The sequence below is a fragment of the Nocardia sp. NPDC088792 genome, assembly GCF_044750615.1.
GTDB lineage: Bacteria > Actinomycetota > Actinomycetes > Mycobacteriales > Mycobacteriaceae > Nocardia.
This window is the reverse complement of the sequence record NZ_JBIVKC010000002.1, coordinates 587,060-609,851: the sequence shown is the minus strand read 5'-3', so window position 1 is coordinate 609,851 and position 22,792 is coordinate 587,060. Positions and strand designations below refer to the sequence as shown.

Sequence of the window (22,792 nt, the reverse complement as noted above, 5' to 3'; positions counted from 1 at the left end):
TCTCAGGTGGCGACGGCGACTTCGGCGGGAGCCGGACCGCTTTCGCGCAGGCCGATGCGGGCGTGCAGGCGGCGCAATGGCGGTGGCGCCCACCAGGTCCAGCGTCCGCCCAGCCGCAGGGTCGCCGGGAGCAGGAATCCGCGCACGATGGTGGCATCCGCCAGCACCGCCAGCGGCAGTCCGATGCCGAACGCCTTCATGAAGGTGATGTCGGAGGCGAGGAAGCCCAGGAACACGATGGAGATGAGGATGGCGGCCGCGGTCACGATGCGGCCGATCCGTTCGAGTCCGATGGCCACCGATGCCGTTGCGTCACCGGTCTTCTCGTATTCCTCGCGGATGCGGGCGAGCAGGAACACCTGGTAGTCCATGGCCAGCCCGAATGCGACGGCGAACAGCATGACCGGCACCACCGCCGACAGATCACCGGTCACCGTGAACCCGAGCAGCCCGGAGAGGTGGCCGTCCTGGAAGATCCAGACGAGCGCGCCGAAGGTGGCGGACAGGCTCAGCGCACTGAGAATCAGTGCCAGCACCGGAACGAACACGCTGCCGGTCAGCAGGAACAGCAGCAGCGCCATGGCGACCAGCGCATAGCCGAGGGCGAGCGGGGCTCGCGCGGTCAGCGCGTGGATGGCATCCATATTGGCGGCATCCACCCCGCCGACCAGCGCCCGCGACGGGGCCGGGACCGCCCGGATATCGCGAATGACGGCATCCATGCTCGCCGGGTCGGCCGCGGTGGGAACAATGGAAAGGTAAGCGGCCTCGCCGTTTTCGAAGCGACTGTGCACGGCGGTGGCGGGAATGGCCGGCGCGCCCTTCGCGTAACTGCCCGTCGCGGTGTCGACGCGCGCGACATTGCCGAGTCGTGACAGCGCGGTGGCGTAGTCGGTGAGCCCGGCCTTGCTGTCGGGCAGCACCACGAACAATCCGCTGAGTTCGGCGGCGTCGAAGTCGCGTTGCACGGTCTCGGCGACCTGTCGCGAGGCCGAGCCCGCCGGCATGGACCGATAGTCCGGGAACCCGGGATGGAATCGCAGGAACGGCAGCCCCAATGCGAGCAGCAGCAAGACCGTGACGGTGGCGATGGGCAGCGGCCGCCGCATGACCACGGTGGCCAGGCGATGCCAGAACCCCTCGTCCAATTCGCGGGAGGTCCCGGCCCGCTTCCGGAAGAGGCGGAACCTGTCGATGCGATCGCCCGCGACCAGCAGGATCGCCGGCAGCACGGTCAGCGAGACCAGGGCGGCGGTGAGCGCCACGGCGATACCCGCATAGCCGATCGACCGCACGGCGAGCAGCGGGAAGACCAGCATGGAGGAGAGCGCGATGGCGACGGTCAGTGCCGAGAAGGCTACCGTCCGCCCCGCCGAACTCATGGTCGCGATCAACGCCGCCCGCGGGTCGTCGGCGGTCGTGAGCTCCTCGCGATACCGGTTGACGATCAGCAGGCTGTAGTCGATCGCCAGCCCCAGTCCCAGCAGTGAGGCGACATTGGTTGCGGTGGAGGACAAGTCGGTGACCTCGGCTACCAGCCACAGCACGCCCATGGTGAGCATGGTGGTGACGGTGCCGGTGATGAGCGGCAGGGCCGCACCCACGACGGTCCCGAACACCACGAGCAGTGCGATGAGGGTCAGCGGAAAGGCGACGGCCTCACCGGCGACTACGTCCTTTTGCCCCTGTTGCACGGTCTCGTGCATCATCATGGCGTAGCCGCCGACCCGCACCTCGATGCCGTCGTGCTTGCCCGCGAATTCCGGTGCGAGCCGGGCGATCCGGTGATCGATCTGCATCTCGTCGCCCAGGATGGTGGCGACGATCAGCCCCGCGTGGCCGTTCTTGTCGCGCAGCGCCGGCAGGCGCCCGGAGGTCCAGTAGGACATGACCCCGGAGATATCGGCTTCGGCCTGCAACTTCTGCACGAGTGCCGTTGCGGCGCGGCCCGATTCGGGGTCGTCGACGGCCCGTCCGGTGTCCACGAGCAGGACGACGTTCGGTGCGCCCTGCCCGAAGTGGTCGCGCAGCGCGTCGGCCGCGGCGGTGGATTCCGCGGCCGGATCGAAGTAGCCGCCGCCCTGCAGCTTGTCGAACAGGGTGGTGCCCGCCAGGCCGGCGAGCACCGCGAGCACGGCGGCGATGATGAGCACCGCCCGGTATCTGCGGAGCACGAAGCCGATCACGATCAACGGGCCTCGGCGATCATGGGCAGGCGCTGCGGATGCACGAGCGCGCCGATCACCGTCTCGCGCACGGGGACGCCCGGGACGGGCCGTAGTCGCCAGCGGGCGCTGATCGTCGCCACCTGCAGGGCGATCTCGGTGAGCGCGAACACGTTTCCGGGGCACTGCCGGGCGCCCATGCCGAATGGAATGTGCGCACCCTTGGACATGGTCGCCATCCGTTCGGGCAGCCAGCGGCCGGGGTCGAAGCGCTCCGGATCGGGGTGGATCGCGGGGTCCCGGTGGACAGCGACGGGGCAGACGAAAAGCATGCTGCCGCCGGGTATTTCGGTGTCGCCCAGGGTGTAGTCGGCGGGCACGTGCCGGACGGTCAGCCAGGGTGAGTACTTGCGCAGCGTCTCCAGCACAATGCGTTTGGTGACTTCGAGGGCAGCCAGGTCACCGAATTCCGCGGCCCGGACGCTGGTGCCGTCTTCGCTGCGCAGTAGGGCGTCCACCTCGGCGTGCAGCGCCGACTCCACGTCCGGGTTCTGTCCGAGTTCGTGGAATACCCAGGCGAGTGTCGCGCCGATGGCCTCGGTGCCGCCGACCAGGAAGTTGATCAGTTCGTCGTGCACCTGGGAGTCGGTGAGGGCGGTCCCGGTCTCGTCGCGCGCCTTGAGCAGGGTGTCGAGCAGGTCGCCGTGATCGAGGCCGGGATCGGCGGCCAGTTCGGCGCGGTAGGCGCCGATGATGGTGCCGGTGGCGGCCTTCATTTCGAGGACCAGCCGGTCGAAGCGGCGGTTGCCGGGGAGCGGCAGCCGGTCGATCCAGGCGGGGCGGGTGACGCGCCGCGACAGCAGCGTCATGACCGGCGGCAGTAGCCGGTGGATGTGTTCGGCTGTCTCGGAACCGAGTTCGCCGGTGAAGAGGGAGCCGGCGACGGTACGCAGGGCGAGGTCGTGCATCTCCTCGTTGACCGCGAGCTGCTCGCCGTCGTGCCAGGCGGCGGCGCGTTCGGCGCCGAGTCGCGTCATGACGGCCGCATAGCGGGCGATGCGGGATTTGGCGAAGGCCGGTGCGATCATGCGGCGTTCGCGCTTGTGTCGTTGGCCCTGTAACACGGTGACGCCCTCGCCGAGCAGCGCTTCGCCGCGTTCGATCATGTGCCCTTGGTCGGAGAGTGCGACGAAGGCCTCGCGCACCAGTTCCGGATCGGTGACAACATAGGTGTCGTAGCCCGGAATCTTCACCCGCACAACCGGTCCCACCGCGGGCAGGGTGGACATGAACCGGTAGGGGCGGCGGCCGAAGCGCAGCCAGTGGCCGAGCAGGGGGAGGGCGCCGGGCGCGGTGGGGGCCGGGCGGCTCGCGGTGGTGACGGTTGCCATGGATGTCATCGCGAAGGTGCTCCAAATCTGGCGGGCCGGATCGCGCGACGACGCGCGGAATCAAGGGCAATTACGGGCGATGGGTGGTGGGTAGGCCCGCTGGAATTCGATTGCCGGAAGGGTGCCGGTCACAGTCAGCGTAACCAGGATTTCGGCCCGGTCGCAACCGGACGCGGGCGGTTGTCTCCGGAGACAGAATCCATTGTGTGAATTGGTTTCTCGCGTGCAGTGGCATTCGATATGACCGCGCTTCCGGGTGACCTGGGTCGCTCTCGGCCACGAGTTGTCTTGACACCGTACGGCGGTCGTCTCTACCGTCCGAGGAATATCCGGATCGAGCCACTGTCAGCCTCGGTCGATTCATGTCGATTCATATGGACGGCTCCGTCGCCAGATCCATCCCATCCCATCCCATCCCATCACTATCGGGAGTCACGATGTCGAGTGCTGCGCGCCTAAGTGCGCTGGGAGCTGCTCTGCCCCAACGCGAATTCACCACGGATGAAGTACTCTCCCGCATGTCGAGCGGCGGGCAATTCGAAGTCGAGCGGATCACCGGAATTCGGACCCGTCGCATGGTCGACCGGTCGGCGGGTGAGGATTCGCTGACGCTCGGCGTGCGCGCCGCGCAGGACTGCCTGGCGCGATCCCGTTACGCGGCCGCCGATCTGGACGTGATCATCAGCGCCGGCACCACGGTGCACGACGGGTTCCACATGGTGTTCGAGCCCGCCGCCGCGCACGGTATCGCCCGCGGGATCGGCGCGGACAATGCCATGGGCTATGACGTCGTCAATGCCTGCGGTGGCACCATGACGGCGATCTACCTGCTGGAGAACATGATTCGCGCCGGTCTGGTGCGGACCGGCATGGTGGTCACCTCGGAGATCATCTCCCCGGTCACCGAGGGTGCGCTGGCCGAGGCGAAGGATGCGCGGGACCTGCAGTTCCCGGCGCTCACCCTGGCCGACGCCGCCATCGCGGTGATCGTGGACCGCGCCGAGGACGAGGGCGACCGCATCCACTACGTGGACATGATCACCTGTGCGGAGTTCTCGCCGCTCTGTATCGCGAAGCCCAGCGACGCCTCCGAGAACATGATCATGCTGACCGACAATATGACCATGCAGGCCGCCCCGCGCCGGGAGACCTGGGCGAAACTGCATCGGGATCGGCTGATCAAGCGCGGCACCACTTTCGCCGAGGAGAAGTTCGATTTCATCGTCTTCCATCAGCTCGGCGTGGCCTTCACCGAAAAACTCGCGGAATCCGGCAGCAAGATCCACGAGGCGGAGATGCCGCCGCGGCTGGCGACCGTGCACAAATACGCGAATACCGGTGCCAGCACACACTTTCTCGCCCTGTACGACTACATTTCGCGCGGCGAAATACCGAAGGGTTCCAAGGTCTGCCTGGTGCCGACCGCTTCCGGAATGATTTTCGGCGTCCTGTCGGCCACTATCGATTCTCTGGTGGGATGAACATGTCGGTTGTCATCGAACACTCCGCGATCAGCGCTGCCCCGGCGACGGCGGGCTCCATCGATCATGCGGTCGCCGCGGGCAGGGAATGCCTGGAGCGCGCCGGAATCGCGCCCGGTGATGTGGATGTGCTGGTGAATGTCGGGGTCTACCGGGACGGCAATGTGGTCGAGCCCGCGAACTCGGCGCTCATCCAGCTCGGCCTGGATATGCACCTGGACTACGAGGCCGGCTCGGGCCGTGCCACTTTCTCGCTGGACCTGCGCAATGGCGCCTGCGGTGTGCTGAATGCGGTGCATGCGGCAACCGCGCTGCTGGCCAATGGCACCGCCGAGCGGGTACTGGTCGTCGGCAGCGATGCGCATCCGGGCGGAATCGCTCATGAGCCGGGCGATTTCCGCTATGCGACGGTCGGTGCGGCCTGGCTACTCGGCAAGGGTGTGGATCGCGAGACGGGTTTCGGCTCGTTCCGTATTTCCCCCGTGCGCGGCCGTGCCACGGATACCCATCCCGGCGTGTCCGGATTCCTGGACCTGAAGTCCATGGGAAGTGCTGGGCAGCAGACGATTACGGTGGAGGTCGCCGAAGACTATGACACCGTGCTGACCGCCACGGCGGCCGATACTCTGCGCGGATATCTGGCCGGCCGGCCCGATATCGATACGGGTAAAGCCATTCTGGTCACCAACAATCCACTGCCCGGTTTCGCGAGCGGACTCGCGCGGGACTTCGGATTCGCCGAGGGCTACCAGGCCATGACCGGTGACCGCGATGCCGGCAGTTCGGGTCTGGCCATTGCCTACCACCAGCTCCGCGAGCAGGGTGCGCTGTCGCCCGGCACCGATCTCGTACTGCTGGCGGCCGGTTCGGGCCCGATGGCCGGTTGCGTGAGCTACCGGGTGGAAGGGGCTGTGTGAACGCGGTACTCGACGATCCGGATGTGCTGCTCACGCGGCAGCTCGAAAAGTACGCCGATCTACCGGCGGTGAGCCATCGGACGCGGCGTTCCGGCAAGTCGGGCACCGACTCCTTCGAGGCGGTGACCTTCCGGGAACTCGGCGAGCGGGTCGACGCGTACGCGCGCGCCTTCACCGATATCGGAATCACCGAGGGCGTCAAGACGATCGTGATGGTCCGGCCCGATCCGGACCTGTTCGCGGTGATCTTCGCGCTGTTCCGGGTGGGTGCGGTGCCGGTGGTGGTGGATCCGGGCATGGGTGTGCAGCGCATGTTGCACTGCTTCCGCAGTGTCGGCGCGCAGGCGTTCATCGGCGTGCCGGAGGCGCACCTGGTCCGGATCGCCGCGCGGCGCACCTTCGGCACCATCCGCGTGCACGTGACGGCGGGCAGCCGGACCTATTGGGGCGGTTACACGCTGGCGCAGCTCGCGGACCGGGGTCGCACAGGCGTGCCGGTGGCCCCGGTACACGCGCCCGAGGAGCTGCTGATGATCGCGTTCACGACCGGCAGCACGGGACCGGCCAAGGGTGTCGAGTTCACCCGCGCCGGCTTCGCCGCATCGCTGCGCGTGGTGGCCGAACTGCACGGTCGTGCGGACGGTTTCGTCTCACTGTCGACCGTGCCGCTGTTCGGGCTGTTCGACTTGTTGCAGGGTGCGCACGTGGTGCTCGGCCCGGTCGATCCGGTGCGGGTGGCGAAGGCCGATCCGGCCTTGCTGGTGGAGGTGGCGCGGTCGTTCCGGGTCACCGATCTCACGGCGTCGCCCGCACTGCTCGGCCCGCTCGGTGAATATCTGGAGCGCACGGGAATCGAGCTGCCGAGTCTCACCACCGTCATTTCCATGGGTGCGCCCGCGAATCTGGCGGCGCTGGCCGCCGTGCGCGGTGCGCTGGGAGCGCAGGCGCGGGTCTTCACCACCTACGGTGCGACGGAGGCGCTTCCGCTGACCACCCTGGAGTGGTCGGAGCTGGCGGAACTGCGGGAGCGGACCCTCGACGGTGCGGGCACCTGCGTGGGTCGGGCGCTGCCGGAATCCGACAGTGATACGCGGGTCCGCATCATTCGCATCAGCGATGCCGAAATCCCTTACTGGACAGAGGATTTGGAAGTCGCGCGCGGAGAGGTCGGCGAGATCGTCGCGACCGGAGGCCAGGTCAGCAAGAACTATCACGGCAATCCGGCCGCCGATGCGCGAGCCAAGATCGACGAACGGCTGCCGGACGGCACCGTGCGCCGCTGGCATCGCATCGGCGACCTGGCGTGGCGTGATGCGGACGACCGGTTGTGGTTCTGCGGCCGCATCTCCCAGCGGGTGCGCACCGCCGCCGGGGACCTGTTCACCGTGCAGTGCGAACAGATCTTCAATACCCATCCGGATATCCACCGCAGCGCACTGGTCGGCGTCGGCCGCCCGGACGCGCAGGTGCCCGTGCTCTGCTACGAACTGCGCGCGGGCGTGGATCCGGCGGAGAGCCCGCGCGTCGAGCGCGAGCTGCTCGAACTCGCCGGGGCCCGGGAGCTGACCGCGCCGATCCGGACCTTCCTGCGGCACGACGGTTTTCCGGTCGATATCCGGCACAACGCCAAGATCGGCCGTGAGGCGCTGTCCGGCTGGGCCGGCGCGCGCCTCGGCTACGACAGTGAAGGAACCCAGCGATGAAAGTCCTCGTCACCGGCGCGACCGGTTTCCTCGGCAGCCATATCGTCGACCAGGCCCTCGCGGCGGGCGACGAGGTGCGCGTACTCGCCCGCCCGACGGGCAATCTCGGCTACCTGCGGTCGCTGCCGGATGTCGAGATCGTGCACGGCGATCTCGGCGACGCGGAATCCCTCGCCGCGGCCTGCAAGGGCATCGACGTGGTGCACCACAGTGCCGGGCGGGTGGCCGAGACCGGTCACCGGGATCTGTTCTGGGAGGCCAATGTCGAGGGCACTCGCCGGCTGCTGGATGCCGCGCGCGGCGCCGGGGCCGGCCGGTTCGTCTTCGTGAGCAGCCCGAGCGTGGCCACCGAATATGATCGCGATCGTTTCGGCGTCGACGAATCCGAGCCGTACGTGCGCAATCCCAAGAGCTACTACGTCGAGACCAAGGCCATTGCCGAGCGCGAGGTGCTGGCGGCCGACAGCCCCGACTTCACCACCTGCGCCCTGCGTCCGCGCATGATCTGGGGCCCGCGCTCGGGCGGCTGGATGACCTTGCTGCTCAACAAGATCCGCTCCGGCCGCCTGCCGGACCTGTCGGGCGGCAAGCCGGTCCTGGTGTCGATCACCTACTGCGAGCACGCGGCCCGCGCCTGCGTCCAGGCATCGCGGTCGGATGCCGTGGCCGGCAAGCCCTACTTCCTGGCCGACGGCGACGACGTCGATCTGTGGGCCTTCGCCCGCGATCTGGCCACCGCCTTCGACCTGGAACCGCCGACCCGCACCATCCCGAAGCCGTTGCTGGACGCCGTCATCACGGTCTTCGATACCGTCTGGAAGATCCCCGGTCTGCAGGCCCGGGTGGCGCCGCCGTTGTCCAGCTGGACGGTCGCGGCCCTCACCGTGTCGAACACCTACGACACCACCGCGGCTCAGCGTGATTTCGGCTATGCGCCAACGGTTTCCCTGCAGCAGGGCCTGGACAACTATGTGGCTTGGGCGAAGTCGATCGGTGGCCTCACCGCCTTGCCGGCGTGATTTCTGCGCGGTGCACTGAAAAGGATGCTCCCGGTCCGTATGGACCGGGAGCATCCTTTTGGGTTCTCGACCTATCCCGCGGACGGGAGGGCCCGCTCCTCGGCGGGCAGCAGCAGGGCGGTCAGCTCGTCGAGGGCCGCGTCCAGGCTGTCGGTGAAGTAGGCCATCGCGGGCAGCTTGTCTGCTGCGCCCAGCACGCCGAAGTGGAGTGCGTCGAGGTACCCGACGCAGGTGACATTGAACGGGTTGCCGTGCATGAGCAGCGAGACCGGATACAGCGATTCCAGCCGGGCACCGTTCCAGTACAACGGCTTTCGGGGTCCGGGCACATTGGAGATGCCCATCGGATGGGAAGCCGGGGTCCCGGGGCGACCCCAGGTGAGCCCCATGATCCACGGCAGGGTCACAGCCAGGCCGTAGCCGATGACGGCATTCGGCGGCAGGGCGGTGAGCTGCTGTTTGGCGGCGCCGATGGCGGTCCGCACCGCGGCGAGCCGTTCCAGCGGGTCGGCGATATCGGTGCCCAGCGAGGTGAACATCATGCCCGCCCGGGTGCCGACCCGGGCGTCGTCGCCCTCCCGCAGATCCATCGGGACGCCCGCGGTGAGCGTGCTATCGGGGAGGTCCGAGTACTCGGTGAGGTAGTCGCGCAGGGCGGTGCCGACCAGGTACAGCACGATGTCGTTGATCGTGCAGTCGGCGGCCTTGGCCAGCCGTTTGAAGTGGCCGAGGCCGTAGCGGCGGAGGGACAGGTCGCGGCGGCCGGTGATCGGGCCGTCGAAGACCGAGGGCGGTTGCCGGTAGGCGCGTTGCGCGGTGTCGCGGCCGCGGTTCCGGCGGAGGGCGTCGCGGCCCGCCGTGGCGATGCCGCGGATCAGATGGAGCACCCCGAGCAGCGTCGTCAGCCAGGTCCGGACCCGGCCGGCGGACGGAATACCTTCCCGCGCATCGAGATCGACCCGGCCGATGGTGAACAGGTTCGGAGTGTCGCGGTCGGCGGGATCGGTCGAGTAGGTGTCGGTGAACAGCCGCATGAGGGAGGCGCCGTCGAACAGGCTGTGGTGCACCTTGAGGACGAGGGCGAACCGGTCGGGGGCCAGGCCCTCGATGAGGTGGATCTCCCACTGCGGGCGGGACGGATCCAGTTGTTCGCGGTGGATTCGCGAGACCAGTTCGGTGAGTTCGCGGCGGTCGCCGCCGCGCTGCAGCTGCCAGGTGCGGATGTGGTCGGCCGGATCCACTTCGGCGGTCTCGCGCATGAGGGCCACCAGGCGGGTCAGCGGGCCGCCGACGGGTACCAGGTTCCACGGTTGCGGTACCGAGATCGGCGCGACGACCTGTGCGCGCCAGCGCCGCACGAAGCGAGCGGCGTCCCCGTCGGGTGCGGTGAACTCCAGCAGGAACGCGACATGCATGGGCATATCGGGGGATTCGAGGGACAGCCAGACGCCGTCGGTGGCGGAGAGCTTCTTGATTGCCATGCGGGGTCCTTACGTTGTCGAGGGGTCAGGAACGGATCGCTCCGGCCGGTCGGGGCGTCAGATCGAGGCGCATGCCGGTCGGGATGACGGCGAAATGGAAACGGTCCCTGGGTGGTTCGGCGCCGTAGGTGCGGCTGATGTCGAAGCCGCGGCACACCATGCCGGTCACGCTCTTGATCTCGAGCATCGCCAGGCCGCGTCCCGGGCAGAAGCGGGGGCCGGAGCCGAAGGGGATGGAGGCGTCGGGCCGGTGGTTGCCGGGCCCCTCGCGCAGCCAGCGCTCGGGATCGAAAGTCTCGGGGGCGCTGAAGTTCTCGGGCTGCAGTCCGGCGTGCTGCACATTGACGACCACCCAGGTGCCGGCGGGGATGGCCACGCCGTCGATGGTGGTGTCGCCGATCGCCTCCAGGCCGACCAGCGGCGTGGTGGGCTGCAGGCGCATGGATTCGGCGACCACGGCCTCCAGGTACGGCTGCCGGTCCAGCACGGACGGGATCTCGTCGATCTCCTCCCGGATGCGCTGCTGCACATCGGGTTTCGCGGCCAGGTGGTAGAGCAGCCAGGCCATGGCATTGCTGGTGGTGTCCTGGCCCGCGATGAGGATGGTGAGCGCCTCGGCGAACAGTTCGTCATCGGTGAACTCGCCGCGGCCGTCCTGCGCCAGCAGCAGGGCCTCGATGAAGTTGGAGGGTCGTTCCGGGAGGTTCGCGCGGGCCCGGGTGATGACGGCGGTCAGATCCTGGCGCAGGGCAGCGAGTGCCCGGTCCAGGGCGCGGTCGTCGGGCAGTTTCACATAGCGCCAGTAGGGGAACGGTGTGGCGAGCCGCCGATTCAGGATGGGGAAGATCAGTTCCAGGTGACGCTGGATGACGTCGCCGGACTGTTCGATGGTGTTGATGTCGTAGTCGAAGGTGAGTTTGGCGGTGACGTCGACGGTGAAGCGGGTCAGGTCGGCGCGAATGTCCGCGGGGGAGCGGCGTTCCCAGCGCCGGTGCAGGCGTGCGGTAATGGTCTCCAGGGTGGGCTGGAAGCCGCGCAGGTGAGTGGCGTTGAAGGCGGGCATGGCCAGTTTGCGGCGCCGCCGCCAGGCGTCGCCTTCCAGGGAGAACAGGCCGTTGGAGCCCATTTCGTCCATGACGGACTCGATAGAGGATTGCCGCCGGAAGCCGCCCGGGCGGTCGCGCAGGATTTCCCGGTTGAGGTCGGGATCGCTGACCACCACGATGCGCTGGCCGGCCATGCGCACCCGGTACATCTTCCCGTATTCGCCGCACCAGTCGTCGAATTGGCGGTGCAGCAGGGAGGGTGTCAATTGTGGGAGATTGCCGACCAGGGGCCATCCTTTGGGCCCCGGTAGATCGTCCACGGACACGATTCGAGAAGTCGAGATGGACACTACCCGAGCCTAACCGGGAATTGACTGGATGGCGAAAGATAAAGAACTGCTTTGTATTCGGTGACAAGAATTGATTGGCATTTCACACTCGTGAAACTAGGTGGCGGTAGGTCCTCGAAAACCGCTGTGGCCCTTGCCAAGCAACCGCTTGGTGTGACAACGACCAGCAATGATGCCGGGATGATGCTGTGGTGATTGGTATTTCGCACACAATGGTTGGTGCTCGACTCTGTCTCCGGTGACAATCGGAATATGCTCGCCCTGGTTCCGTCATTCGGTGACGACTCGTCCGTCCTCGCCCGTATACAGCCGCGATTGCCCGAGATCGCCGCCGGGATCTTCGAAGCCGCGCTCGACGCGGTGCCCGGCGCCGAGAATCTGCCCGCCGATCATTTCGCCGATGTCATGCCGAGCCTGCTGGGCGGTGCGGTGGCCTTCATCCGGGCCATCGAGGAGCGCCGCGTGATCAGCAACGAGGAGGTCGCCGAGTACGTGGTCCCGGTGGTCGAGCGGCACGCCGAGGACCGGGTTCCGCTGCGCCAGCTCATGACCGGGCTGTTCGCCGGCGCCCGCTACCTCTGGGACGAGATCGCCGGGACGGCGGAACCCCACGAGCTGCCCGATATCGTGGCGATCGGCCAGCGCATCCTGGAGGCGCTCATGCACATCACGATCACCATCTCCGAGGTGCATTCCGATGTGGAGCAGTCCATCTACACCGTCGAACGCGAGGCGCGGCGCACCCTGTGCGCGGCCCTGTTGCGCGGCGCGGCGGTGGAGGAGCTGGCCGCGCGCGGCGATATCGCAGTGGCGGAGCGCTACGACGTGCTCAGCTTCCATCTGCGGCCCGGCCCGCTGGTCATGCTGGCCGACACCATGGTGACCCGCCGCCGCATCCGGCAGTTCCAGCAGGCCCTGGACGCGCTCATCGGTCAGACGGCGCTAAACACCTTCGACGGTGCGCACGGAATCGCGCTGGTGCCCAGCCGATCCCGGCCGGCGGCGGAGGTCGGGCAGGGGCCGTTCGAACGGCTGGCGGCCGGTCTCGCCGGGCAGTTCGGGGTCGACGTCTTCATCGCCGAGGCGCACGATGTAGAGCGCGCGGAGCTGCCCGGCGCGGCCCGGCAGACCACCGATCTCGCCGAACTGGCCCGCCTGCTCGGGTGTCCGACGGGTGTCTACCGGCTGGACGATCTGCTGCTCGAGTACCAGCTCACCCGTCCGGGTCCGGCGCGGGATCGGCTGGCCGAGCGGATCGCCCCGATCCTGCGGCACCCGCATCTCTTCGAGGCGCTCGACGCGCATATCCGGCACGGTTCGGATCGCAAGGCCGCCGCGGCGGTGGTGCACGTGCACCCCAACACCTTCAGCTACCGATTGCGCCGGGTGGCCGATCTGACCGGTCTCGATCCCAGTGACCCCAATGACTCCCGGCTGCTGGCGGCGGCCCTGACGATCCATCGCCTGTATCCCGCTCCCGAACCGCCGGATTCGGGCGAAGAGGCGTGATCAGCGGTAGCGGTCCCAGTGTCGATAGTCACACTCCGACAACGGAGTTCATCAGTCGCCAGCGGCGGCTGCGGATGGTCGTCTATGGTTAACGCGCTTACGTTCCAGATACCGTACAGCGGCGGCGCCGGAACGCCGTCGGCTCGAAAGCGGTAGCCGTCCCGGGCCGCGCGCACGCCATCTGCTCGGTGTGTCCGGCTCGGAATATCGTTCCAGCACAAGGATATTCGCCAGGTGACGCGCCTGAGGAGTCAGGATGAACAGGCATATCAGTATGAGGTGGAACGGCAGAGGCTCGACCGGAATGTCGAAGGTCATGGTCAGGATGAAGACCTGACGCAGGCTGACCGGGCTCGGTCGGCTGCCCAGCACTTCCGCTGTGCCCGAACGCATTTCATAGACGGGCGCCGTTCCCACCCGGTTCCACGGCACCGCGGCCCGGCTGAAGTCCCCGTACGGCTGTGGCCGGATGATCAGCTGTGGCCGGATGATCAGCTGTGGCCGGATGATCAGGATGGGCCGGGGCATCTGCGGCGGTATCGCCTGAGCCATGCCATTGCGCAGCAGCCGGCCGCTGAGACGCAGACCAATGACGGTCAGGCTCAGCAACACATGGTTTCCGGCAAAACGGACGAACTATCGATCGAGTCCATTTGCCCGCCGATGGCATCGGGCGCCGGATACGCGTAGCGCTGTCCGGCGGGCACCACCACCATGGACACGCTAATAACGCCTGGTCAGCGGATCTTTGTCCGGACAATGCGAGGATGGAGTCTCGACGGTTTCCGTACCGGCGCGTCGCCGGATGAGATTTCTGACTGGGCACTAGCTTTGCTCTGTCATTCCCTCAGCGGAGGTATGTATGAATGTCCGGCAATCAACGCACGACCCCCTCACCCTGGTAGACATTTTGTCTGCGCGAGTTGCGCAGAGCCCGCGCAGAACCGCTTTCACGTTCGCGAGCTCACGGGATGACGGGGAAGTAGTCGATTACGGTTACCTGTGGGAGCGCGTAACGGGCCTGGCGTGGCATGTGCAGGAAGTGACCGTTCCCGGTGACCGGGTTGTCATTCTGTGCCCGCCCGGCCGGGAGTTCATGGAGGCTTTCTTCGCCTGCCTGTCGACTCGGCGAATCGCGGTGCCGGTTCATCTTCCATTCTCGTTGCAGCAACTGACGACACTGAGCACGATCATCCGGGACAGTGGCGCGATGGTGGCGATTGCGCCACCGTCGGTGGTGGAGATCGCCAGTCGGCAACTCGGACCGGACATTCGGATCATCGACAGCAGCGCCGCCGGCTCCGGCGGATTCGGCCTGCGACCGGATTCGGCCCCCGGGCCGGATGACATTGCGTTTCTGCAATATACGTCCGGTTCCACCGGCGATCCCAAGGGCGTTATGGTGCTGCACCGGAATCTGATGCAGAACCTCGGACTCATTGTCGCAAAGAATGGCATCGCATCGGACAACTCGATCGTTTCCTGGCTGCCGCCCTATCACGACATGGGACTGATTCAAGGGCTGTTGCTGCCGGTGTTCGCGGGAATGTCGAGCACAATCCTCTCGCCCCTGACCTTTCTGCGCGATCCGCTCGCCTGGTTGCGGGCCATATCCGGGAAGGCGAATGTCGTTGCGGGTGGGCCCAATCTGGCCTACGCACTGTGCTCGAAACGCGTCTCGCGGGCCGAGGCCGCACAATTGGACCTGAGCGGCTGGCGCGTCGCCTTCGTCGGCGCCGAGCCGATCGATCCCGATATTCTGCGCAAATTCTCGGACGCGTTCGCGGTGAGCGGTTTTCGCCCGGAGAGCTTCGTGCCGATGTACGGCCTGGCCGAATCGACCCTGTATGTCAGCGGTGGGCGGCCCGGTGCGGGCGCGCGCTCCCGGTGCTTCTCGGTGACCGATCTGGAGGGCGGCGCCGCGATCGAGCTGCCGCGCGGCCGGGAACTGTTGAGCACCGGTCCGGTCGATCCCGAGCTGCTCGCCGTGGTCGATCCGGAGACCCGGCGGCGGTGCCCGGCGAACCTGGTCGGCGAGATCTGGCTGCGCGGTGCGAGCATCGCCGCCGGGTACTGGAACAAGCCGGCCGAGAACGAGCGCGCCTTCGCCGCGCAGATCCCCGGCGAGGACGGCGAGCGATACCTGCGGACCGGTGACCTCGGATTCGTCAGCGACGGAGAGCTGTACGTGTCCGGGCGCATCAAGGAGCTGATGATCGTGCACGGGCGGAACATCTTCCCGCAGGACATCGAACGCACCATCGTGTCCGGCCATCCGATGCTGCGGCCCGGCGGCTGCGCGGTCTTCGCGGCGAGCATCGACAACGAGGACCGGGTGCTGGTGGTGCAGGAACTCACCGATGTCTCGGAGGAGGAGCGCGAGGCGCTGGCGGGCTCGATCCGCGACATCGTCAGCCGCACCCATGCCATCAGCCTGCACCGGGTCGTCTTCGTCGGGAAGGGCGAAGTGCCCAAGACCACCAGCGGAAAGATTCAGCGGCAGCGTTTGCGTGAACAGTACTCATCGGCAGCGGTATTTCAGGAGAGCGCGATATGAGCGATTCACCGGATGGCGCGAATGTGCTGGACTTCTTCCTGAATTGGGCCGCCACGCGGCTGGAGCGCGAATCGGTCGACCCGCATGCGCCGCTCACCTCGCTCGGTATCGATTCCGTGCAGGCCGCGGAATTGATGACGGTGCTGGAGGATCGGTTCCAGACGGAGATCACCGCCGAGGATATCTTCGACGGTTTGACCCTGGCCGAGGTTGCGGAGAAGGTGAACGCGCGGCACGGCGCCGCTGCGCCGGCCGGTCCCGATATGAAATTCAGCCTGCTGTTCTTCTCCAGTGATGCCCAGCAGCACGACGACAGCCGCTACCGGCTGCTGCTGGAGAGCGCGCGTTTCGCCGATACCCATGGCTTCGAGGGCATCTGGATTCCGGAGCGGCATTTCCACAAGTTCGGCGGGCTGTACCCCAATCCCGCGGTGCTGGGTGCGGCGCTCGCGGCGAGTACCGAGCGGGTACGTATTCGCGCCGGCAGTGTGGTTCTCCCGCTGCACAATCCGGTACGCGTCGCCGAGGATTGGTCGGTCGTCGACAATCTGTCGAACGGACGTGTCGACCTGGCCTTCGCGACGGGTTGGAATGTCGACGACTTCGTGCTGGCGGGGCACAATTACGCCGACCGCGTGGAGGTCACCCGATCGGGTATGGATTCCGTCCAGCGGCTGTGGCGCGGTGAATCGATCGAATTGCCCAATGGCGTCGGTGAACAGCGTTCGGTGCGGATATTCCCCGCGCCGGTGCAGCCCGCGCTGCCGACCTGGCTCACCTGCAGCGGCGGCATCGAGCGTTTCGAAATGGCCGGCGCGCTCGGCGTGAATGTGCTTACCGCGCTGCTGTTCCAGGAAGTGGACGATCTGGCGGAGAAAATAGCGGCCTATCGCAAGGCGCGGGCCCGGCACGGGCACGGCACCGACCAGGGCACGGTCACCGTCATGCTGCACACCTTCGTCGGAGACAACGAGGCGCAGGTGCGGAAGACCGTGGAAGGCCCCTTCAAGAGTTATCTCCAGGATTCCGTGGATCTCTGGCGGCGTGGCTCCGATGCCTTGGAAAGCCTGGACGAGAAATCACGGGCCAAGGTGCTGGAATTCGCCTTCGAACGCTACTACCGCAATAATGGCTTGTTCGGAACGCCGGACTCGATCCGGCCCATGATCGCGGGATTGCGCGATATCGGCGTCGATGAAATCGCCTGCCTGATCGATTTCGGCATTCCGGACACCGAGGTGCTGAGAGGACTCGAGTCGCTGGCCACGCCCGAGCGCATGCCGTCGGCGACGCCCGAGAGCATTGCCCCGACCGCGTAGGAGATCTTCCCAGTTTCGAGACGCAGGAGCAGAATTGACCGGCCACCGACCCCGTCCCTTTCCGTTATCGGCTGCGCAGCAGGGGATTTGGTTCGCGCAACAGCTGGCCGGTTCGACACCGATAACCAATGCCCTGTGTATCGATCTCCAGGGCGATCTCGACGTGGGACTGCTGATGGCCTCGTTCTGGCAGGGGGCCGGCGAGTTCGAGGCCGGTCGCCTGCGCCTGATCGAAGCGGACGGCACAGTGCTGCAGGTGGCCGACCGGCCGCTGGACGAGCCGACCCGCTCGCTGGACCTGCGCTTCACGCCGAATCCCATTGCGGCGGCGCACGAGTGGATGCGCGCGGAGTACAGCCGCCCGATCGATCTGCACCGTGACCGGCTGATCGCGACCGCGGTGCTGCGGGTGGGCGAGGAACACTGGTTCTGGTACGTGCGGGCCCACCACATCGCCATGGACGGGCTCGCCGCCATGACGCTGCTGGGCCGGATCGGCGAGCTGTACAGCGCCGCGATCGAGGACCGCAAGCCCGCGCCCGCGAAGAATCAAGGGCTGGCCGAACTCGTCGCCGCCGACGAAGAGTACCGGGCCTCAGCCCGTTTCGAGGCCGACCGGGAGTTCTGGCAGCGGCAACTGGCCGGGCTGCCCGCTCCGGTCAGCCTCGCCGGGAAGAGCGGACAGGCCGACGCGCATCCGATCTCCGTACGCGGCGCGCTCGCCGCCGAATCCGTGCGCAGGCTCGACGATCTCGTCAAATCGACCTCGACGAATCCGGCCGCGCTGATCCTGGCGGGATTCGGGGTGTTCCTGGGCCGCATGACCGACTGCGACGACATCGTGCTGAGCCTGCCGGTATCGGCCCGCGTCACCACCGCGGCCCTGCGCTCCGGCGGCATGCTGGCGAACACGGTCCCGTTCCGGATCGCCACCGATCCGCGTGGCACCGTGGGCGAGCTGATCCAGGGCACCCAGCGGCAACTGATCGAGGTGCTCCGCCGGCAGCGCTACCGGCAGGAGGACATGTTCCGCGATATCGGCCGGCTGACACCGCAGACGCAGGTCTTCGGGCCGTACCTGGACATGATGCTGTTCGCCACGAAGGTGGTGCTTGGGCCGATCGTCGGACATCTGGAGGTGCTCACTCCCGGACTGGTCTCCGACCTGTCGGTGAGCGTGTATTCCGGTGCGGGCGGGGTCATGTGCGTGGACTTCGTCGCCAACCACGACCTGTACACGCCGGCGGACCTGGCACGCCATCACGGCCGATTCCTGCGCTGGTTCGACGAGTTCCTGCGGGTGCTCGGCACCGATCCCGACACCCCCGTGCGCGATGTCGACCTGCTCGCGTCCGATGAGCGGGCGCTCGTGCTGCAGCAGTGGAACGACACCGCTACGCCGATCGACCAGGGCGGCACGCTCATCGACATGTTCCGGCGGCAGGCCGCGGCGACCCCTGACGCGATCGCCGTCGTCGCCGGTTCGCGACGGATCACCTACGCGCAGCTCGACGCGGAGGCAGGACGCCTGGCAGCGGCCCTCGCCGCACGGGGGGCGGGCCCGGAACACATTGTGGCAGTGGCGCTTCCCAAGGGCATCGAGCTGATCACCGCCATGCTCGCGGTACTCCGCACCGGCGCCGCGTACCTGCCGCTCGACCCGACCTCGCCGGCCGAGCGGATCACTTACATCCTCACCGACGCGGCTCCCACGCTGGTCATCGTCGACGACACCACGGCCGAGCTGGTTACCGCAGTGGCGGTGCCCCGGCTGCACATCGGTGAAATCCCTGCTTTACCAGCCGATCTCGACGTGCCCGACTCCAGCGCGCTGCGGCCCGGCAATACCGCCTACATCATCTACACCTCCGGAACCACCGGGAATCCCAAGGGCGTGGCCATCGCCCACGCGAACGCGGTGTCATTGTTCGAAAGCACCGAGTCCTGGTGCGGATTCGGCCCGGAAGACATCTGGGCCTGGTGCCATTCGCAGGCCTTCGACTTCTCCGTCTGGGAGATCTGGGGCGCGCTGCTCTACGGCGGCCGGGTGGTCGTGGTGCCGCGGGAGGTGGCGTACGCGCCCACGGAACTCTGGGACCTGGTCGTGGACCAGGGCGTAACCATCCTCAGCCAGACGCCCTCCGCCTTCTACGCGCTGCTGGAATCCCGCCGCACCGTCGCGGCCGATTCCGCGCTGCGCATGGTGGTCTTCGGCGGTGAAGCGCTGGACCCCAGCCGTTTACAGCGCTGGCAGTCCGCCGCGGACGCGGCCGGTCCGATGCTGGTGAACATGTACGGCATCACCGAGACCACCGTGCACGTCACCCGGCAGGTGCTCACGCAGGAGCACCTGAACGGCGATCTCGGGCTCAGCCCGATCGGCGTGCCCTTGTCGAATCTGCGGGTGTACGTGCTGGATTCGTGGTTGCGGCCGGTGCCGGTCGGCGTGGCCGGGGAACTGTATGTGGCCGGGAACCAGGTCGGGCGGGGCTATCACGCGCGGGCGGGGCTGACGGCCGCGCGATTCGTGGCCGATCCGTTCGACCCGGCCGGGAGCGCCGGCCGGCTGTACCGCAGCGGTGACGTGGTCCGGTGGACCGCGGCGGGCGTCCTGGAATACCTCGGCCGCGCCGACGAACAGGTCAAGATCCGTGGCTTCCGTATCGAACTCGGTGAGATCGAAGCGGTACTCGCCGCCGAGCCCGCCGTGGCCCAGGCCGTCGTCACGACGCATATCGTCGCGCCGCTCACCCCCGACGCGGCGCCTTCCACCCAGTTGGTCGCCTACCTGGTCCCGGACGCGCGTTTCGCGCCCGTGGCGGCCAAATGCCTGGAGCTGCAACGCGACGGCGTGCTGGAGCCCGACCGCCTGCACGAGATGCCCAATGGCATGCCGGTGGTGGGCCGGAACCGGTCGAATATCGAATTCCTCTACGAGGAGATCTTCGAACGCGAGGAGTACCACCAGGGCGGCCTGACCATCCCCGAATCGGGCCACATCGTCGATGTGGGCGCCCACGTCGGCATGTTCTCCATCTACGCCAAGCGTAAATCGCCCGCCGTCAAGATCTTCGCGGTCGAGCCGATGCCCGAACTCCGCGGCATGTACGAGGCGAACTCGGTCATCCACGGACTCGACGCGACCCTGGTGCCCTGCGGAATCGGCGCGGAGTCCACCACCGACACCTTCACCTACTACCCGGAGATGTCGGTGCTCTCCGGCCGCGGCACCGACAGCACGGTGCAGCACGAGATCCTCGAATCCTTCATCCACCACGAATATCAGGAGGAGAGCCGGGATCTGGGGGACAGCTATGTCGATCAGCTGATCGCGGACCGGCTGGAATTCGTGCGGGTCGAGGTCCCCATCCGAACCCTGTCGCACATCATCGGCGAATACGGCATCCCGCATATCGACCTGCTGAAGATCGATGTGGAAGGCAGCGAACTCGATGCGTTGCGCGGCATCGAACCCGAACACTGGCCGCTCATCGACCGCATCGCCATCGAGGTCCACGATGTCGACGGCCGGCTGGCCTGTATCGAAAAGCTGTTGCGCGAGCACGGATTCGAGGTCGACGCCCGCGTCTCACCGAATGTGATCGGCACGGATCTGCACATCGTCTATGCCGTCCGCCGCGCGTTCCTGGCGGATACCGAGGCCAGCGACGAGGCCGCCCGGCCGACCCTGCCGGCGCGCGATGCGCAATGGGCCGGACCGGTCTTCCTCGGCACCCTGCTGCGGGAACGTCTCGGTGCGCGCCTGCCCGGCTACCTGGTACCGGATGTGGTGATGGCGCTGGATGCCTTGCCGCTCACGGTGAACGGCAAGGTGGACAAGGCGGCCCTGCCGGAGCCGGTCCTCGCACGCGCCTGCTATCGCGCGCCGGCGACGCCGGTCGAGGAGATCGTGGCCGGTGTGTTCGCCGAGGTGCTCGGCGTCGAGCAAGTGGGCGTGGACGACGACTTCTTCGCGCTCGGCGGCAATTCGCTGTCGGCGACCCGATTGTCCGCACGGCTGTCCGATGCCGTGATGGTCCCGGTGGCGGTGCGGGATGTCTTCGAGGCGCCGACGGTGGGGGAGCTCGCCGCACTGCTCGCCGCCCGGGTATCGGAATCGCCCGTCGGGACCGAGGGCGTGCGGCTGGGTGCGTGGGAACGGCCCGAGCGGGTGCCGCTGTCCTTCGCACAGCAGCGCATGTGGTTCGTGAACCGCTTCGCGCCGGAGTCGGTGGCCTACAGCATTCCCATGGTGTTGCGCTTGTCGGGAGCGGTGGACGTGTCCGCGCTGGCGGGTGCGGTGTGGGACCTGCTGAGCCGGCACGAGGTGCTGCGGACCAGGTATCCGGATGTGGACGGCGTGCCGTTCCAGGTGGTGGTGCCGGTGGCGGAGCTGCCCGGTCGGGTGGATGTGGAGCTCTCGCCGCAGCGGGTGGACGAGGCCGGGCTCGATGCCGCCATTGCGGCCGTCGTGGCCGTGGGTTTCGATGTGGCAGCACGGGTTCCGGTCCGGGCGCGGCTGCTGCAGGCGGGCGCGGACGAGTTCGTCCTGGTGCTCGTGTTGCATCACATCGGCGCGGACGGGTTCTCGATGGCGCCGCTCGCGCGCGATCTGGGCGCCGCGTATGTGTCCAGGTGCACCGGGCGGCAACCGGAGTGGCCGGCGCTGGCCGTGCAATACGCGGATTACGCACTGTGGCAGCGGGAACTGCTCGGCTCGGCCGAGGATCCGGAGTCGATGCTGTCGCGTCAGCTCGGCTACTGGACCGGGCAATTGCGTGAGCTGCCCGAGGTTTTGGCGCTGCCGGCCGATCGGCCGCGCCCGGCTGTCGCCTCGCATCGGGGCGCGAAGCACGGCTTCGCGGTGGAACCCCGGGTGGTCGACGGGTTGCAGGCCCTGGCTCAGGCCCGCGGCGTGACGGTGTTCATGCTGTTCCACGCGGCGCTGGCCGTCGTGCTGTCGCGGCTCTCGGGCAGCGCCGATATTGCGGTGGGTTCGCCGGTGTCGGGCCGCGGCGTGGCCGAATTGGATGAACTGGTCGGGATGTTCGTCAACACGGTGGTATTGCGCACCCGGGTGGACGAGTCGGTGTCCTTCACCGAGATGCTGGCGCAGGTCCGCGGGGTGGATCTGGATGCCTTCGCGCATGCGGAGGTGCCGTTCGAGCAGGTCGTGGAGGTGCTGGAGCCGCCGCGCAGTCAGGCGCAGCATCCGCTCTTCCAGGTGATGCTGGCCTTCCACAATCTCGATCAGGCCACGCTCGCCCTGCCGGATGTGGCGGTGACCGCGACCGGCGCCGAAACCGGCATCGAGCGTTTCGATCTGACCTTCACCCTGACCGGCAGCCCGGATGCGCGCGGCGCGATCCCGGTCGAACTCGGTTATGCCACCGACCTTTTCGACCCGGCCACGATCGCCGTCTTCGTCGAACGCCTGCAGCGGGTGCTGCGGACGATCGTCGCCGATCCGGCAATCCTGGTGCGCGATATCGACATCCTCTCGGAGCCCGAACGGCAGCTCCTCGTGCACGAGTGGGGTCTCGCCGGTGGCGCGGAGCCCGAAGGTGTGACGCTGCCGGACCTGCTGGCGAGCGCGGTGGCGGGCAATCCGGACGGTCACGCGGTGATCGACGGGGAGCGGTCCGTCACCTACCGAGAGCTCGACGAGCGTTCGAACCGGCTGGCGCGCTACCTGATCGAGCGCCGCATCGGCGCCGAATCGGTTGTCGCGGTCGGAGTTCCGCGCTCGCTGGAATGGGTGCTGGCGGTCTGGGCGATTGCCAAGACGGGCGCGGCGTTCGTCTCGGTGGATCCGGCGCATCCGTCCGACAGGAATCGGTTCGTGTGCGCCGAT

At 67.5% G+C, this 22,792-nt stretch carries 13 protein-coding genes (1 of these 13 only partly in view); 8 read left to right on the top strand and 5 right to left on the bottom strand.

Annotated elements, in window-relative coordinates; genetic code table 11:
* Window positions 1-2: 2 nt before the first annotated feature.
* Entirely contained in the window at window positions 3-2,186 is a 2,184-nt protein-coding gene (locus ACIP5Y_RS12015; RefSeq protein ID WP_400349793.1) for an MMPL family transporter, read from the bottom strand.
* Between the two features lie 2 nt (window positions 2,187-2,188).
* Entirely contained in the window at window positions 2,189-3,565 is a 1,377-nt protein-coding gene (locus ACIP5Y_RS12010) for a cytochrome P450 (protein WP_400349792.1), read from the bottom strand.
* Between the two features lie 428 nt (window positions 3,566-3,993).
* On the opposite strand from ACIP5Y_RS12010, the gene ACIP5Y_RS12005 reads away from it, so the two are divergent.
* From ACIP5Y_RS12005 to ACIP5Y_RS11990, 4 genes are read left to right on the top strand one after another with little or no spacing between them, the layout of a single operon-like run.
* Window positions 3,994-5,037, top strand: a complete 1,044-nt coding sequence (locus ACIP5Y_RS12005) for a 3-oxoacyl-ACP synthase III family protein (RefSeq protein ID WP_400349791.1) — start codon at window positions 3,994-3,996, stop codon at window positions 5,035-5,037.
* Window positions 5,034-5,954, top strand: coding sequence for a hypothetical protein (locus ACIP5Y_RS12000; protein WP_400349790.1), 921 nt, complete (start codon window positions 5,034-5,036; stop codon window positions 5,952-5,954). Before ACIP5Y_RS12005 ends, ACIP5Y_RS12000 begins: the two co-directional genes overlap by 4 nt.
* Window positions 5,951-7,657 (top strand): fatty acid CoA ligase family protein, encoded by a 1,707-nt coding sequence (locus tag ACIP5Y_RS11995; protein ID WP_400349789.1) that lies wholly within the window; start codon window positions 5,951-5,953, stop codon window positions 7,655-7,657. The genes ACIP5Y_RS12000 and ACIP5Y_RS11995 overlap by 4 nt, the downstream gene beginning before the upstream one ends.
* Complete coding sequence (locus ACIP5Y_RS11990; protein ID WP_400349788.1) at window positions 7,654-8,676, top strand: NAD-dependent epimerase/dehydratase family protein; 1,023 nt, start codon at window positions 7,654-7,656, stop codon at window positions 8,674-8,676. Before ACIP5Y_RS11995 ends, ACIP5Y_RS11990 begins: the two co-directional genes overlap by 4 nt.
* 71 nt (window positions 8,677-8,747) lie before the next feature.
* Here ACIP5Y_RS11990 and ACIP5Y_RS11985 read toward each other — a convergent pair whose 3' ends face one another.
* Entirely contained in the window at window positions 8,748-10,157 is a 1,410-nt protein-coding gene (locus tag ACIP5Y_RS11985) for a wax ester/triacylglycerol synthase family O-acyltransferase (RefSeq protein WP_400349787.1), read from the bottom strand.
* Window positions 10,158-10,182: 25 nt separating this feature from the next.
* Window positions 10,183-11,553 (bottom strand): cytochrome P450, encoded by a 1,371-nt coding sequence (locus tag ACIP5Y_RS11980; protein WP_400349786.1) that lies wholly within the window; start codon window positions 11,551-11,553, stop codon window positions 10,183-10,185.
* Window positions 11,554-11,805: 252 nt separating this feature from the next.
* On the opposite strand from ACIP5Y_RS11980, the gene ACIP5Y_RS11975 reads away from it, so the two are divergent.
* The gene (locus ACIP5Y_RS11975; protein WP_400349785.1) at window positions 11,806-13,062 is read left to right on the top strand and encodes a PucR family transcriptional regulator; all 1,257 of its coding nucleotides are present in this window, start codon (window positions 11,806-11,808) and stop codon (window positions 13,060-13,062) included.
* Window positions 13,063-13,113: 51 nt separating this feature from the next.
* Here the strand turns inward: ACIP5Y_RS11975 and ACIP5Y_RS11970 are convergent, their stop codons facing one another.
* A complete protein-coding gene (locus tag ACIP5Y_RS11970) occupies window positions 13,114-13,674 on the bottom strand; it encodes a hypothetical protein (protein WP_400349784.1) in 561 nt (186 codons plus the stop codon).
* A gap of 250 nt (window positions 13,675-13,924) precedes the next feature.
* Here ACIP5Y_RS11970 and ACIP5Y_RS11965 point away from each other — a divergent pair, with 250 nt between their 5' ends.
* The 3 genes in view from ACIP5Y_RS11965 to ACIP5Y_RS11955 are tightly spaced (at most 34 nt apart) and all read left to right on the top strand, a layout consistent with a single transcriptional unit that may run on beyond the window.
* Window positions 13,925-15,619, top strand: a complete 1,695-nt coding sequence (locus tag ACIP5Y_RS11965; protein ID WP_400349783.1) for a fatty acyl-AMP ligase — start codon at window positions 13,925-13,927, stop codon at window positions 15,617-15,619.
* Entirely contained in the window at window positions 15,616-16,938 is a 1,323-nt protein-coding gene (locus ACIP5Y_RS11960; protein ID WP_400349782.1) for a MupA/Atu3671 family FMN-dependent luciferase-like monooxygenase, read from the top strand. The genes ACIP5Y_RS11965 and ACIP5Y_RS11960 overlap by 4 nt, the downstream gene beginning before the upstream one ends.
* Window positions 16,939-16,972: 34 nt before the next feature.
* Window positions 16,973-22,792 carry the start of a non-ribosomal peptide synthase/polyketide synthase gene (locus ACIP5Y_RS11955; RefSeq protein WP_400349781.1) on the top strand. It continues 22,899 nt past the right edge of the window, so the window shows 5,820 of its 28,719 coding nt (coding positions 1-5,820); the start codon lies at window positions 16,973-16,975; its stop codon lies off the right edge, out of view.

Coding starts and splice junctions, on each gene's coding strand:
- ACIP5Y_RS12010 (WP_400349792.1), bottom strand. CDS start 3,565: ATGACATCCATGGCAACCGTCACCACCGCGAGCCGCCCGGCCCCCACC.
- ACIP5Y_RS12005 (WP_400349791.1), top strand. CDS start 3,994: ATGTCGAGTGCTGCGCGCCTAAGTGCGCTGGGAGCTGCTCTGCCCCAA.
- ACIP5Y_RS12000 (WP_400349790.1), top strand. CDS start 5,034: ATGAACATGTCGGTTGTCATCGAACACTCCGCGATCAGCGCTGCCCCG.
- ACIP5Y_RS11990 (WP_400349788.1), top strand. CDS start 7,654: ATGAAAGTCCTCGTCACCGGCGCGACCGGTTTCCTCGGCAGCCATATC.
- ACIP5Y_RS11985 (WP_400349787.1), bottom strand. CDS start 10,157: ATGGCAATCAAGAAGCTCTCCGCCACCGACGGCGTCTGGCTGTCCCTC.
- ACIP5Y_RS11975 (WP_400349785.1), top strand. CDS start 11,806: ATGCTCGCCCTGGTTCCGTCATTCGGTGACGACTCGTCCGTCCTCGCC.
- ACIP5Y_RS11965 (WP_400349783.1), top strand. CDS start 13,925: ATGAATGTCCGGCAATCAACGCACGACCCCCTCACCCTGGTAGACATT.
- ACIP5Y_RS11960 (WP_400349782.1), top strand. CDS start 15,616: ATGAGCGATTCACCGGATGGCGCGAATGTGCTGGACTTCTTCCTGAAT.